The organism is Streptomyces sp. NPDC012835 (assembly GCF_042900885.1).
Taxonomy (GTDB): domain Bacteria; phylum Actinomycetota; class Actinomycetes; order Streptomycetales; family Streptomycetaceae; genus Streptomyces.
This window is the reverse complement of record NZ_JBIBBW010000009.1, coordinates 195,839-210,610: the sequence shown is the minus strand read 5'-3', so window position 1 is coordinate 210,610 and position 14,772 is coordinate 195,839. Positions and strand designations below refer to the sequence as shown.

The following is a 14,772-nucleotide window of genomic DNA, read 5'->3' as shown; positions in this document are numbered from 1 at the left end:
CGGGAGTCCCATGAGGGAGACGTGCCACGTCCCCCTCGCAATCCGGTGGCCGGCTTCGGGCTGACCTTCAAGGCGATGTTCAAGAAGCGGCTGACCGAGCAGTATCCGGAGCAGCAGAAGGTGACGGCACCGCGCTTCCACGGCCGCCACCAGCTGAACCGGCATCCGGACGGCCTGGAGAAGTGCATCGGCTGCGAGCTGTGCGCCTGGGCCTGTCCGGCGGACGCGATCTACGTGGAGGGCGCGGACAACACGGAGGAGGAGCGCTACTCGCCGGGCGAGCGCTACGGCCGCGTCTACCAGATCAACTACGCGCGCTGCATCTTCTGCGGACTGTGCATCGAGGCGTGCCCCACCCGGGCGCTCACGATGACCAATGACTTCGAGCTGGCCGACAGCAGCCGCGAGAGCCTCATCTATACGAAGGAGCAGCTCCTCGCGGGACTGGAGGAGGGCATGGTCGAGTCGCCGCACTCGATCTTCCCGGGGACGGACGAGCAGGACTACTACCGGGGCCTGGTCACCGAGGCCGCGCCGGGGACGGTTCCGCAGATCGCCGTCTCCAAGGGCGAGAAGCCCCGCGACGAGGGGGTGGAGGCATGAACACCCTCGCCGCCTCGGCCGCTTCGACCGGTGAGGCCGTCCAGTTCTGGATTCTCGGCACGGTCGCGGTGGTCGGCGCGCTCTGCACGATCCTGATGAAGAAGGCCGTGCACAGCGCGCTCTGTCTGGCCGCGACGATGATCGTCCTCGCGGTCTTCTACCTGGCCAACGGGGCGTATTTCCTGGGCGTCGTCCAGGTCGTCGTCTACACCGGCGCGATCATGATGCTGTTCCTCTTCGTGGTCATGCTGGTGGGCGTCACCGCCGCGGACTCCCTGAAGGAGACGCTCAAGGGGCAGCGCTGGTGGGCGGCCGCCTGCGGGCTCGGCTTCGGCATCCTGCTCATCGCCGGGATCGGCAACGCCTCGCTCAACTCCTTCACGGGGCTCGGCCAGGCCAACGCCGGCGGGAACGTGCAGGGCCTGGCCGCGCTGATCTTCACGAGGTACGTCTTCGCCTTCGAGATCACCGGCGCGCTGCTGATCACCGCGGCCGTCGGGGCGATGCTGCTCACCCACCGCGAGCGCACCGAACGCGCGCTGACGCAGCGTGAGATGGCCGCCGCCCGGGTCCGTGAGGGCACCCAGCTTCCGCCGCTGCCCGCGCCCGGCGTCTACGCCCGGCACAACGCGGTGGACATCCCCGGTCTGCTGCCGGACGGCACCGCGTCCGAGCTGACGGTCAACAGGACGCTGAAGGGCCGGGGCCAGATCCGCGACGTGTCCGCCGAGGCCATCGCCGACATCAAGGCGCTGGAGCAGCGGTCGGCGGACCGGCTCGGCCGGGACGAGGAGGAGGCGAAGCGATGAATCCGGTCAACTACCTCTATCTCGCGTCCCTGCTGTTCACCATCGGCGCGGCCGGTGTGCTGATCAGGCGCAACGCGATCGTGGTGTTCATGTGCATCGAGCTGATGCTCAACGCCTGCAATCTCGCGTTCGTGACCTTCGCCCGGATGCACGGCAATCTCGACGGCCAGATCATCGCCTTCTTCACGATGGTCGTCGCCGCCGCGGAGGTCGTGGTCGGGCTCGCGATCATCGTGTCGCTGTTCCGTTCCCGCCACTCGGCCTCGGTCGACGACGCCAGCCTGATGAAGCTCTGAGGGGTCGCTGAATCGTGGAGAACTTGATTGCGCCGCTCATCGCGGCGCCTCTGCTCGGAGCGGCGCTCCTGCTGTGCGGCGGCCGCCGGCTCGACCGCGCGGGCCACTGGCTCGGCACACTGCTGGCCGCCGCGTCCTTCGTGATCGGCGTCGTGCTCTTCAGCGACATGCTCGGCAGGAGCGGCGACGACCGCTCGCTGCACCAGCACCTGTTCAGCTGGGTCCCCGTCGAGGGGTTCCGGGCGGACATCGCCTTCCAGCTCGACCAGCTGTCGATGACCTTCGTCCTGCTGATCACCGGTGTGGGCACGCTGATCCACATCTACTCCATCGGGTACATGGAGCACGACGAGCGGCGCCGCCGCTTCTTCGGCTATCTCAACCTGTTCCTGGCGGCGATGCTGATCCTGGTCCTCGCCGACAACTACCTGCTGCTGTACCTGGGCTGGGAGGGTGTGGGGCTCGCCTCGTACCTGCTCATCGGGTTCTGGCAGCACAAGCCCAGCGCGGCCACCGCCGCTAAGAAGGCGTTCCTCGTCAACCGGGTCGGCGACATGGGTCTGTCGATCGCCATCATGCTGATGTTCACCACCTTCGGGACCTTCGCTTTCGGCCCGGTGTTCGCCGCCACGGGGGACGCGACCGAGGGCAAGCTGACGGCGATCGGCCTGATGCTGCTGCTGGCCGCGTGCGGCAAGTCCGCCCAGGTGCCGCTCCAGTCCTGGCTCGGTGACGCGATGGAGGGCCCGACCCCGGTCTCGGCCCTGATCCACGCGGCGACGATGGTGACCGCGGGCGTCTACCTGATCACCAGGTCGAGTGCCGTCTTCAACGCGGCTCCCGACGCCCAGTTGGTGGTCGTGGTGGTCGGCGCGGTGACGCTGCTGTTCGGTGCGGTCGTCGGTTGCGCGAAGGACGACATCAAGAAGGCCCTCGCGGGTTCGACGATGTCGCAGATCGGCTACATGATCCTCGCGGCGGGCCTCGGCCCGATCGGGTACGTCTTCGCGATCATGCATCTGGTGACGCACGGCTTCTTCAAGGCCGGGCTCTTCCTCGGCGCCGGTTCGGTCATGCACGGCATGAACGACGAGGTGGACATGCGCAAGTACGGCGGCCTGCGGACGTATATGCCGGTCACCTTCGTCACCTTCGGTCTCGGCTATCTGGCGATCATCGGCTTCCCGGGGCTGTCCGGCTTCTTCTCCAAGGACAAGATCATCGAGGCGGCCTTCGCCAAGGGCGGCACGGAGGGCTGGATCCTCGGCGCCGTCACCCTGATCGGCGCCGGGATCACCGCCTTCTACATGACGCGCGTGATGCTGATGACCTTCTTCGGCGAGAAGCGCTGGCAGCCCGACGCGCAGGGGAAGCAGCCGAAGCCGCACGAGTCCCCGAAGTCGATGACCATCCCCATGATCATCCTGGCCTTCGGCTCGGTGTTCGCCGGCGGATTCTTCTCCATCGGCGACCGCTTCCTGCACTGGCTGGAGCCCGTCACGGGACACGACCACGGGGACGCGCCGATCAGCGCGGGCGTCGTCACCGGCGCCACCATGGTCGTCCTGGTGATCGGGGTCGCCGTCGCCTGGCTGATGTACGGGCGCGCGTCCGTACCGGTCGCCCCGCCGCGCGGCTCGCTGCTCACCCGCGCCGCCCGCCGCGACCTTCTCCAGGACGACTTCAACCATGTGGTCCTGGTGCGCGGCGGCGAGCACCTCACCCGCTCGCTCGTCTACATGGACCACACCCTGGTCGACGGAGTGGTCAACGGCACCGCGGCCTCGTTCGGCGGGCTCTCCGGCCGGCTGCGCAAGCTGCAGAACGGCTACGCCCGCACCTATGCGGTCTCGATGTTCGGAGGTACGGCAGTGCTCATCGCCGCGACCCTGCTGATGAGGGCGGTGTAACCGGATATGTCGTTCCCTCTCCTCACCGCGACGGCGGTCCTCCCCGCCGTCGGCGCGATCGCCACGGCGGCCGTCCCGGCGGCCCGGCGCACCGCCGCCAAGTGGCTGGCGCTGCTCTTCTCGCTCGCCACGCTCGCGCTGGCCGTCCTCGTCCTGGTCCGCTTCGAACCCGGCGGCGCCCGCTATCAGCTCACCGAGTCGCATGCCTGGATCGCGGACTTCGGCGTCCGCTACGAGCTGGGGGTGGACGGGATCGGGGTGGCGCTGCTCGCGCTGACCGCCCTGCTGATCCCGTTCGTGATCCTGGCCGGCTGGCACGACGCCGACCCGCTCGAAGAGGCCCGCCCCAACCGCCGCTGGCGGCCGACGCAGGGCTTCTTCGCGCTGATCCTGATGGTCGAGGCGATGGTGATCCTCTCCTTCGAGGCCACCGACGTCTTCCTCTTCTACATCCTTTTCGAAGCCATGCTCATCCCGATGTACTTCCTCATCGGCGGCTTCGGCGACCGCGCTCACTCGGGAGGCGACGAGGCGGCGGCGACCCAACGCTCTTACGCCGCCGTCAAGTTCCTCCTCTACAACCTGGTCGGCGGCCTGATCATGCTGGCCGCCGTCATCGGCCTCTACGTGGTCGCCGGGACCTTCTCGCTCTCCGAGATCGCCGAGGCGCGGGCGTCCGGCTCGCTGTCGATGGCGACCGGCACCGAGCGGTGGCTGTTCCTCGGCTTCTTCTTCGCGTTCGCGGTGAAGGCGCCGCTCTGGCCGCTGCACACCTGGCTGCCCAACGCCATGGGCGAGGCCACCGCTCCCGTCGCCGTACTGATCACCGCCGTGGTCGACAAGGTCGGCACGTTCGCGATGCTCCGCTTCTGCCTCGGTCTCTTCCCCGAAGCCTCGAAGTGGGCCACACCGGCCATCCTCGTACTGGCGCTGATCAGCATCGTCTACGGGGCGCTGCTCGCGGTCGGCCAGCGCGACATCAAGCGGCTGATCGCCTACGCGTCGATCTCCCACTTCGGCTTCATCATCCTGGGCATCTTCGCGATGACCAGCCAGGGCCAGTCGGGCGCCACGCTCTACATGGTCAACCACGGGATCTCGACGGCCGCGCTGATGCTGGTCGCCGGGTTCCTGATCTCGCGGCGCGGCTCCCGTCTCATCGCGGACTACGGCGGGGTGCAGAAGGTCGCGCCGGTCCTCGCCGGCACCTTCCTGATCGGCGGACTCGCCACGCTCTCGCTGCCGGGGCTCTCCCCGTTCGTGAGTGAATTCCTGGTCCTGGTCGGGACGTTCAGCCGGTATCCGGCGGTCGGCGTCATCGCCACCGTCGGCATCGTCCTCGCCGCGCTCTATGTCCTGGTCCTCTACCAGCGCACCATGACCGGACCGGTGAAGGACGCGGTCAAGGCCATGCCGGATCTGCGCGTCCGGGAGCTGGTGGTGGTCACCCCGCTGATCGCGCTGCTTCTCTTCCTCGGCGTCTATCCGAAGCCGCTGACCGAGATCGTCAACCCGGCGGTGGAGCACACGATGTCCGACGTACAGCAGACCGATCCCAAGCCCGAGGTGGAGGCCGCTCCATGAGTGCGACTGTCGTCCACAGCCTGTGGACAAGCGCGGCGGCCGAGGGAATCGCCACGATCCCGGCCCCGAAAATCGAGTACGCGCAGCTGTCCCCGGTGCTCATCGTGCTGGGCGCCGCCGTCCTCGGCATCCTGGTCGAGGCGTTCGTGCCCCGCAAGGGCCGCTACCACGCCCAGCTGTTCCTCTCCCTGGTCGCGCTGGCCGCCTCCTTCGCGGCGGTGGTCGCCCTCGCGGCCGACGGATACGGCACCACCAGGAAGCACCTGGCGGCGATGGGCGCCATCGCCGTCGACGGCCCGGCGCTCTTCCTCCAGGGCACCATCCTGCTGGCCTCGGTCGTCGCCGTGTTCACCTTCGCCGAGCGCCGGCTCGACCCGGAGAGCCACGGCAAGCGGGTCGACTCCTTCGCCGCGCAGGCCGCGGCCGTGCCGGGCAGCGACGGCGAGAAGGCCGCGGTCAAGGCCGGGTTCACCACCACGGAGGTGTTCCCGCTCGCGCTGTTCGCGGTCGCCGGCATGCTGGTCTTCCCGGCGGCCAACGACCTGCTGACGCTCTTCGTCGCGCTGGAGGTCTTCTCCCTCCCGCTCTACCTGCTGTGCGCCCTCGCCCGCCGCAAGCGGCTGATGTCGCAGGAGGCGGCGGTCAAGTACTTCCTGCTCGGCTCCTTCTCCTCGGCGTTCCTCCTCTTCGGCATCGCCCTGCTGTACGGGTACGCGGGCTCCGTGTCGTACGCGCGCATCGCCGAGGTCGTCGACGGCACCGTCAAGAGCGTCAGCCCGGCGCTCGCCGACACCATGGGCAATGACGCGCTGCTGCTCATCGGCGGCGCGATGGTCCTGATGGGGCTCCTCTTCAAGGTCGGCGCTGTGCCGTTCCACATGTGGACCCCGGACGTCTACCAGGGCGCGCCCACCCCGGTCACGGGCTTCATGGCCGCCGCCACCAAGGTCGCCGCCTTCGGCGCGCTGCTGCGCCTGCTGTACGTGGTGCTGCCGGGGCTGCGCTGGGACTGGCGCCCGGTGATGTGGGGCGTCGTCATCGTCACGATGCTGGGCGGTGCGATCGTCGCCATCACCCAGACCGACATCAAGCGGCTCCTGGCGTACTCGTCCATCGCGCACGCCGGCTTCATCCTGGCCGGGGTGATCGCCGGGACGGCCGACGGCATCTCGTCCGTCCTCTTCTACCTGGCCGCCTACTCGTTCGTCACCATCGGCGCCTTCGCGGTGGTCACGCTGGTGCGCGACGCGGGCGGCGAGGCGACGCACCTGTCCAAGTGGGCCGGGCTGGGGCGGCGTTCGCCGCTGGTGGCCGCGGTCTTCGCGGTCTATCTGCTCGCTTTCGCCGGTATCCCGCTGACCTCGGGCTTCTCGGGCAAGTTCGCGGTGTTCAAGGCGGCGGCCGAGGGCGGCGCGGGCGCGCTGGTGGTGGTCGGTGTGATCGCCTCCGCCATCGCCGCGTTCTTCTACATCCGCGTGATCGTGCTGATGTTCTTCAGCGAGCCCAAGCCGGAGGGCCCGACGGTCGCCGTACCGTCACCGCTCACCACGGCGGCCATCGCCGTGGGCGTCCTCGTCACCCTGGTCCTGGGCGTGGCCCCGCAGTACTTCCTGGACCTGGCGGGCCAGGCGGGGGTCTTCGTGCGGTAGCGGCGGCGGTACGGCCACGCGCACCAGGCGGCGGGCCCGGCACCGGGGGGTGCCGGGCCCGCCTGTCCGTACGGGGGCTCGGGCTCACGCGGCGGCGATCCGGCCCGTCACCTCGCCGAGGCCGACCCTCGTGCCGTCCGGGCCGGGGGCCCAGGCCGTCAGGGTCACCTCGTCGCCGTCCTCCAGGAAGGTCCGCTCGCCGCCGGGGAGTTCGAGGGGCTCGGTGCCGTTCCAGGTCAGCTCCAGCAGGGAGCCGCGCTGCTCGCGGGCGGCGCCGCTGACCGTGCCGGAGGCGAAGAGGTCGCCCGTGCGGAGCGAGGCGCCGTTGACCGTCATATGGGCCAGCTGCTGGGCCGCCGTCCAGTACATCGTGGAGAAGGGCGGCTCGGAGATCAGCTCGCCGTTGAGCGCGACGGAGATCCGCAGGTCGAGGCCGCCCGGCTCCTCCTCGTCCGTGTCGTCCAGATAGGGCAGCAGTCCCTCGGTACGCGCCGGGGGAGTCACCCGGGCCCAGTCCAGGGCCTCCAGCGGGGTCACCCACGCGGAGACGGACGTGGCGAAGGACTTGCCCAGGAACGGGCCGAGCGGCACGTACTCCCACGCCTGGATGTCGCGCGCCGACCAGTCGTTGAGCAGCGAAAGACCGAAGACGTGGTCGCGGAACGAGGTCAGCTCCACCGGGTCGCCCTGCCGGGACGGCGTGCCGACGACGAAGCCGACCTCCGCCTCGATGTCCAGCTTCACGGAGGGGCCGAAGACGGGCACCGGGTCCCCGGGTGCCTTGCGCTGCCCGGACGGGCGCCGCACCTCCGTGCCGGAGACCACGACCGTACCGGCCCTGCCGTGGTAACCGATGGGCAGATGCTTCCAGTTGGGGGTCAGTGCCCCGTCGTCGGGGCGGAAGATCCGGCCCACGTTGGTGGCGTGGTGCTCGCTCGCGTAGAAGTCGACGTAATCCGCGACCTCGTAGGGCAGATGCGGGGTGACCGAGTCCAGCGGGTGGAGGAGCGGCTCTATGGCGGGCCGGTACGCGGGCACCGTGACCCACGCGGTGAGGGCGCGGCGCACATCGCGCCAGGCCGTACGCCCGGCGCTCATCAGGGGGTTGAGGCTCGGCCGGTCGAGCAGCGCGGCGTACGGGGAGCCCAGGGCGTGCGCCGCCGCGCCCGCGTCCAGTACGTAGGTGCCGATGCGGACCCCGAGCCGGCGGCGGTCGGGCTCGTCGGGCGTGGAGAAGACTCCGTACGGCAGGTTGTGCGGGCCGAAGGGGTCGCCCTCGGCCGGTTCGAGCGGGCTCTGCTCGGGCATGGGGTGGCGCCTCGCTTTCCGGATCGATGCAGGACACGTTACGTGGGTGTTGCCCCGTGGCGGCAGTGGCGAAAAGCCCGCAATGACCGCGGGGAGGCCGCTGTCGCGGTCCGTCGAGGGGGCTACCGGTGGTAGCCCCCTCTTGATCACCCCGGCCGCCCGCCCTCGGCCCTCCGCGGCCCTCCCCTTCCGCCGCCCCTGCCGGCTCCCGGGTCTCAGCCCGCCGTGCGCGGGATCCGCTTCTCCCAGGTCCGGTGGAAGACCACCTCGTCGCCGTCGTGGCAGATCACCTCGTTGGTGGTGAGGAAGGATTCCGCGTCGCAGCTGATCTCGGAGCGGGTCCGTACCCGGGTGTCCCAGCCCAGCTCGGGCCGGTGCAGCCGGATCGCCCAGTCGGAGCGGGTGCGCGCCGACAGCGGGTCGCTCTCCTGGATCGTGTACGTCTCCAGCGCGTCCTCGGCGAATTCGAGACCGTCCGGGTAGACGCGGGAACCGCCGTAGCGCGGATCGACCTCCAGCCGCCAGGTGCCCTCGGCGACATCGCGGACCACCAGCCGCTCGGGCCGCTCCTCGTCCAGCGTCGCGGGGAAGGCCACGCCCAGCGGCTCCGCCTGCTCGGCGGGCTCGAACGAGAGGGCGCGCGGCTCCGCCACCGGTGCCCGCACGGGCAGTTCGAGCGAGCTGCCCGCCGGGTCCAGGGTGAAGCCCGCCGAGTCCGCCCGCGGCCAGATCCACGGCCAGTACGCGGACGAGACGGCGAGCCGGACGCGGTGGCCGGGCGGGAAGGTGTGCCCGATGCCGTTCAGTTCGATGGTGACGTCCTCGGTCGCGCCCGGCGGCCACGGCTCGGCGCGGTCCCGGCCGTGCCTGGCCGAGAGGTTGAGCACACCGCGGGTGACCAGGGTGGACGAGCCGTCCGGCGCGACATCGCAGAGCCGGGCGATCGCCTGCCCCGCCGGGGCGTCCAGCCGCAGCCGCAGCCGGACGCGGGGGCGGCCGAGGATCTCGATCCGTTCGCCCTCGACCCGGAAGTCGAAACACGCCGACTTGGCGTCCTCGTCCCGCTGGTCCGGCGGCAGGTCCGCGTCGTTGCCGAACGGGAAGAAGCGGCCCGCGTCCAGCCCCGTGTGGTGCGGCGAGTCGACGACGACCGGCTCGCCCCGGAAGGCGTACGGCACGGCCGTGACGTTCGGCGAGGGCCACGCGTTGTCGCCGACCCAGCGCCCCGGCAGCTCCGGGTAGACGGTCGCGGGCGGGTGCGAGGCGCTGATCCAGGAGCGCAGCAGCGGCTCCTCCATGATCCCCGTCTCCGCTCCCTTGAGGTGGTGGTCCCACCAGCGCAGCGTCTCCTGGAGGAAGCCGATGGAGGGCCCCGGCGGCAGCCCCCGGTCCGGGTACTGGTGCGACCACGGCCCGATCAGGCCCCGTACCCGGCCCGCCGGCAGCCGCTCGACCAGCCGCAGCACGGTGTCGCGGTACGGGTCGTGCCAGCCGCCGACGGCCAGGACCGCCGCCTTGATCGCGCCGTAGTCCTCGCAGACGCTGCCGTGCTTCCAGTACGCGTCCCGGGTCTGGTGGTCCAGCCAGGTGTGGATGAACGGATCGACGGCTTCGAGGCGCTCCAGCCACATCGGGCGCCAGGCGTCCCCGACGTACAGCGGGTCCGGCGGCCGGCTGACGAAGGCCAGCATGGTGGCCGCCCAGGCGTGCATGTCGACGGCGAGGACCGAGCCGCCCATGTAGTGGACGTCGTTGTCGTAGCGGTCGTCGGTGGAGCAGACGGTGACGATCGCCTTCAGCGGTTCGGGTGCGAGGGCGGCGAGCTGGAGCGAGTTGAAGCCGCCCCACGAGATGCCGAACATGCCCACCCTGCCGCTGGACCACGGCTGCGCGGCGAGCCAGTTGATCACCTCGACCCCGTCGGCCAGCTCGGTCGCGTCGTACTCGTCGCCGGGCAGCCCCTCGCTGTTGCCGTGGCCGCGCACGTCGACCCGTACGGAGGCGTAGCCGTGGCCCGCGTACCAGGGGTGGCGCTGCCAGTCGCGCGGCGCCGTCCAGTCGCTCAGCCGGTAGGGCAGGTATTCGAGCAGTACGGGGACGGGCTCGTCGGTGACCGGGCGCCAGATCCTGGCGTAGAGGAGGGTGCCGTCGGAGAGCGGGACGCGTACGTCCTCGCGGGTCGTCCCGTACGGGAAGTCGGTGCGGATGGTGGGGGACATGCCGGTCACCTCGGGGCGGGGTTCGGGGGCGGTGGACGGGGACCGCCGGTGGACGGGGTGCGGGTCCTTCAGTGGACGGGGTGCATCGTGCGGCGCATCCAGGGCGCCGCCGCGATCACGGCGAGTCCGGCGACGACGGCGACGGCGCCGTTGACGCCGAAGTACGCGGGCTGCGAGACCTGGCCGTACAGCTTCACCGTCTGGGCCTGGATGCCGTTGGCGAGCGCCAGCGAGAGGAACCAGAGCGCCATGGTCTGGCTGGCGAAGGCGCTCGGGGCGAGCTTGGTGGAGGCGGAGAGGCCGGAGGTCTCGACCAGGATGTCGCCGAGGCCCAGCAGCAGATACGAGCCGACGATCCACCAGGCGGCCATCCGGTAGTCGCCGCCGCCGTGTCCCGAGGTGGGCAGGACCATGAGCAGGAACGACAGCCCGCCGAGGATCACCCCGATCGCGATCTTGTTGGAGGCGTGCGGCTGGTTCCTGCCCATCCGCACCCAGACCGCCGCCACGACGGGCGCGAGCGCCACCTCGAAGGCGCCGAGGGCGGACGCGTACCAGCCGGCCGGGAAGGTGAATCCCAGGATCGAGGTGTCGGCGTTGGTCGAGGCCAGCAGGATCATCGTCGAGTACGCCTGGAAGAGGATGAAGTTGAAGAAGACGGACGCCAGGAACAGCACCACGTACGGGCGCAGCCGGCCGCGCTCCTCCGCGGTCACCCGGGGGCTCTTGAACATCACCACGAAGTAGACGACCGGCGCGATCACCGCCATCACGGTGAGCACGTCGGCGAAGCGGCCGATCGTGAGCCATCCGGCCAGCGAAAGCGCCACCGCCAGCACGGCGACCACGCCCGCGCCGACGGCCATCAGCCGGACGGCCCGGCGCATCGGCTCCGGCGCGAGGGCGAACTCGGCGGCGTGTTTGCGCCCGGCCAGGTGACGCCGGCCCACCACGTACTGGATCAGCCCGAGTGTCATTCCGGCCGCGGCGGCCGAGAACGCCCAGTGCCAGCTCGCGTGGTCGCCGAGCCAGCCGGTGACCAGCGGGCCCAGGAAGGCGCCGATGTTGATGGCCATGTAGTAGAGGGCGAAACCGGCGTCCCTGCGCTGGTCCTCCGTCCGGTAGAGCTTGCCGACCATGGCGGAGACGTTCGGCTTGAGCAGGCCCGTACCGGCGCTGATCAGTCCGAGGCCCGCCCAGGTCATGGCGTCGGTGGGGACGGCCATGGCGTAGTGGCCGAGCGCGATGAGGACACCGCCCCAGAGCACCGCGCGGTACGAGCCGAGGATGCGGTCGGCCAGCCAGCCGCCGGCCACGGACAGCAGATAGACGAGGGTCCCGTACGCGGCCGAGATCGAGGCGGCGGTGCCGGCCTCCATACCGAGGCCGCCGTCCTGCGCGGTGGCCACGAAATAGAGGACGAGGACCGCCTGCATCCCGAGGAACGAGAAGCGCTCCCAGACCTCCAGACCCGAGAGGGTCAGCAGCCCCCTGGGGTGGCCGAGAAAGGCGCGGTCGTCGCGAGGGGGCGGAGTGTCCCCGTCGGCTACGGGGTCGGTCGTGGTTCCGGACAAAACAGCTACTCCCGATCGTATGGCTGATCTCGAACATACCGGCGGTGCCGGGAAGCCGCCCATGATGATCGAAAGGGGACCGGATACGCTGACTTGAGGGATGACAGCGACACATCGACAATCCGTGTGATCGTCAGCAGACAGGAGTACCTCTCGTGACCGTCGTCGGGCCGTTCGGGCTGAGCGTGCGGGACCAGGCTCTTGAGGCCGATGTCCAGACCGGATTGGCGGCCGTCGAGGCGGGCCTGCTCGATGCCACCAAGAGCGATGTGCCCTTCATTACGGAGGCCGCCCAGCATCTGCTGCGGGCGGGGGGCAAGCGTTTTCGCCCGTTGTTGGTCATGCTCGCGTCACAATTTGGCGATCCGTACGCGCCCGGCGTCGTTCCGGCGGCCGTGGTCGTCGAGCTGACGCACCTCGCGACGCTCTACCACGACGACGTGATGGACGAGGCGGACGTCCGCCGGGGCGTCCCCAGCGCCAACGCCCGCTGGGGCAACTCGGTCGCCGTCCTCACCGGTGACTTCCTCTTCGCCCGCGCCTCGCACATCCTGGCCGACCTCGGCCCCGACGCCGTACGGGTCCAGGCGGAGGCGTTCGAGCGGCTGGTGACGGGCCAGATCCTGGAGACGGCGGGTCCGCGCGACGGCCGCGACCCCGTCGAGCACTACCTGGACGTGCTCAGCGGCAAGACCGGTTCGCTGATGGCCGTCTCGGGCCGGTTCGGCGCGATGGCGGCCGGCGCGGACGAGTCGGTCGTGGACATCCTCACCCAGTACGGGGAGCGGCTCGGCGTCGCCTTCCAGCTCGCCGACGACTTCCTCGACATCGCGAGCGACTCGCACGAGTCCGGCAAGACCCCCGGCACCGATCTGCGCGAGGGCATCCCGACGCTGCCGGTGCTGCTGCTGCGCGCCCAGGCCGAGGCGCACGGCCGGCCGGAGGACCTGGAGCTGGTCGCGCTGCTGGACGGGGATCTGGCGGACGACGCCAAGCTCGCCGAGGCCCTGGGCCGGCTGCGGGCCCATCCGGCGCTGGAGCAGGCGCGGCGCGAGACCGTGCGGTACGCGGAGGCGGCGCGGGCGACCCTGACGCCGCTGCCCGAGGGATACGCGAAGTCCGCGCTGGTGGAGCTGTGCGACGCGGTGGTCCACCGCGCGGGCTGAGCCCCCTCGGTTGGCCCTGTCCCGGCCTTCTCCCCTAGGGGAAGAGGCCGGGGTGTCCGGCGTGTTCCTCATCCCTTGGCCGTACGGGAAGTTGCTCCCGAGGTCTGACGCTTCCGCGCCGCCGATTTGGTCATATGGACAACACCACTCCTGACCACATCGGGTGAGAATGGCGGCACGGAGTGGACGAGTGCAACGGACGGACGGCCGCCGACCACGGAGGTAGGGCACACATGGCACCGAACGACAACGCGCAGATCACCGAGGCGGGCGAGGAGCCCGGCACCTTCCGCCGCAGGGCGACGCGTTACGCGCTCCCCGTCGCGGTGGCGGGGGTGGCCGCGGCGACCATCGGGCTCGTACCGGCACTCGCAGCGGCGGGCGGTGGCGACCCCGAGCTGGCGGACATCAGCGCACAGCGGCTCGTCGAGAAGATCGCCGCTTCGGACACCCAGCGGCTCTCGGGTTCCGTGAAGATCACCACGGATCTCGGGCTGCCGGCGCTCAGCGGTCTCGACGGCCTGACCGGCGCGCTCGGCGACTCCGGCGCCGGGGTCGGTGGGGCCACCGCCGATCCGAGCGCCAAGCTGATGGAACTCGCCTCCGGCTCCCACACCCTGCGGGTCGCGGCCGACGGCCCTGACAAGCAGCGGCTCTCCATCGTGGGGGACGCCGCCGAGTACAGCCTCATCCGCAACGGCGACGAGGTGTGGGCCTACGACAGCGCCTCCAACCAGGCGTACCACGGGACGGCTCCGCAGGGCGGCGAGCGGGAGAAGGACGCGGGCGCGAAGGGCGCGAAGGAGCCGGGGGTGACGCCCTCGGACCTCGCCGCGCAGGTGCTGAAGGCGGCGGACGACACGACCTCCGTGACGGTCGACGGAACGACGCGGGTCGCCGGCCACGACGCGTACCGGCTGCTCGTCAAGCCCAAGCAGACCGGCTCGACGGTCGGTTCGATCGCGATCGCGGTCGACGCGAAGACCGGTACCCCGCTCAAGTTCACGCTCGCGTCCAGCGGCGGCGGCAAGGCCATCGTCGACGTGGGCTTCACGAAGGTCGACTTCGCCGAGCCGGCCGCCGGCACCTTCGACTTCACACCGCCCAAGGGCACGCGGGTGACGGAGGCGGACGAGGACGACGCGACGCACGGCAAGGGCGGCGCGAGCGGGAAGAACGGGACGGGCGGCGCCGACCGCGCCGAGGGCCACGCCTTCGGGCTGCTGGACGAGCTGGGCGGAGCCGGGGAATCCGGCGAGGTGAAGGCGATCGGCAAGGGCTGGAGCACGGTCTACGAGCTGACGGCCCCGGAGGGCTCGGACGCTCCGGCGGGCAAGGGCTCCGGTGTCTCCGGGTCCGGCGCGTCCGGGCCGGGCGACCTCGGTGGCGCGGCGGAGGGCCTGATGGACTCCCTGGGCGCCGAGGTCAGCGGCACGTTCGGCTCGGGCACGGTCTTCCAGACCCGCCTCGTCAATGTCCTGATGACGGACGACGGGAAGGTCTACGCCGGTGCGGTCACCAAGGACGCGCTGGTCAAGGTCGCGAACCAGGCGAACTGACGCGACGGCCCACCGCCCCGCCGCGTGAACCGTGCGGCGGGGCGGAACGCTGACCGGGGCCGGTCCGTTCTCGGGGTGGCCGCCGCGTGGCGCGG

At 70.7% G+C, this 14,772-nt stretch carries 11 protein-coding genes; 8 read left to right on the top strand and 3 right to left on the bottom strand.

The window, feature by feature from the left end; translation table 11 throughout:
* The first annotated feature begins 21 nt into the window (after positions 1–21).
* The 6 genes from nuoI to nuoN are packed head-to-tail and all read left to right on the top strand — an operon-like array spanning position 22 to position 6,851.
* Complete coding sequence (gene nuoI, locus ACFY6S_RS29825; RefSeq protein WP_388828261.1) at positions 22–603, top strand: NADH-quinone oxidoreductase subunit NuoI; 582 nt, start codon at positions 22–24, stop codon at positions 601–603.
* Entirely contained in the window at positions 600–1,412 is an 813-nt protein-coding gene (locus tag ACFY6S_RS29820; protein WP_388828258.1) for an NADH-quinone oxidoreductase subunit J, read from the top strand. The genes nuoI and ACFY6S_RS29820 overlap by 4 nt, the downstream gene beginning before the upstream one ends.
* Positions 1,409–1,708, top strand: coding sequence for an NADH-quinone oxidoreductase subunit NuoK (gene nuoK, locus ACFY6S_RS29815; RefSeq protein ID WP_114622923.1), 300 nt, complete (start codon positions 1,409–1,411; stop codon positions 1,706–1,708). The genes ACFY6S_RS29820 and nuoK overlap by 4 nt, the downstream gene beginning before the upstream one ends.
* 14 nt (positions 1,709–1,722) lie before the next feature.
* Positions 1,723–3,618 (top strand): NADH-quinone oxidoreductase subunit L, encoded by a 1,896-nt coding sequence (gene nuoL / locus ACFY6S_RS29810; protein WP_388828255.1) that lies wholly within the window; start codon positions 1,723–1,725, stop codon positions 3,616–3,618.
* 6 nt (positions 3,619–3,624) lie between these two features.
* Positions 3,625–5,202: an NADH-quinone oxidoreductase subunit M gene (locus ACFY6S_RS29805; RefSeq protein WP_388828252.1), complete on the top strand. Its 1,578-nt coding sequence runs from the start codon at positions 3,625–3,627 to the stop codon at positions 5,200–5,202.
* Positions 5,199–6,851 (top strand): NADH-quinone oxidoreductase subunit NuoN, encoded by a 1,653-nt coding sequence (gene nuoN, locus ACFY6S_RS29800; RefSeq protein ID WP_388828249.1) that lies wholly within the window; start codon positions 5,199–5,201, stop codon positions 6,849–6,851. Before ACFY6S_RS29805 ends, nuoN begins: the two co-directional genes overlap by 4 nt.
* An 84-nt stretch (positions 6,852–6,935) precedes the next feature.
* Here the strand turns inward: nuoN and fahA are convergent, their stop codons facing one another.
* The 3 genes from fahA to ACFY6S_RS29785 form a co-directional block, all read right to left on the bottom strand.
* The gene (gene fahA / locus ACFY6S_RS29795) at positions 6,936–8,159 is read right to left on the bottom strand and encodes a fumarylacetoacetase (RefSeq protein ID WP_388828246.1); all 1,224 of its coding nucleotides are present in this window, start codon (positions 8,157–8,159) and stop codon (positions 6,936–6,938) included.
* Between the two features lie 215 nt (positions 8,160–8,374).
* The gene (locus ACFY6S_RS29790) at positions 8,375–10,378 is read right to left on the bottom strand and encodes a CocE/NonD family hydrolase (RefSeq protein WP_388828243.1); all 2,004 of its coding nucleotides are present in this window, start codon (positions 10,376–10,378) and stop codon (positions 8,375–8,377) included.
* Between the two features lie 68 nt (positions 10,379–10,446).
* Entirely contained in the window at positions 10,447–11,952 is a 1,506-nt protein-coding gene (locus ACFY6S_RS29785) for a peptide MFS transporter (protein WP_388828240.1), read from the bottom strand.
* Between the two features lie 155 nt (positions 11,953–12,107).
* Here ACFY6S_RS29785 and ACFY6S_RS29780 point away from each other — a divergent pair, with 155 nt between their 5' ends.
* Positions 12,108–13,118, top strand: a complete 1,011-nt coding sequence (locus tag ACFY6S_RS29780) for a polyprenyl synthetase family protein (RefSeq protein WP_388828237.1) — start codon at positions 12,108–12,110, stop codon at positions 13,116–13,118.
* Positions 13,119–13,351: 233 nt separating this feature from the next.
* Positions 13,352–14,677 carry an outer membrane lipoprotein carrier protein LolA gene (locus ACFY6S_RS29775; protein WP_388828234.1) on the top strand — a complete coding sequence of 442 codons (1,326 nt, stop codon included), beginning with the start codon at positions 13,352–13,354 and terminating at the stop codon, positions 14,675–14,677.
* The last annotated feature ends 95 nt before the right edge of the window (positions 14,678–14,772 follow it).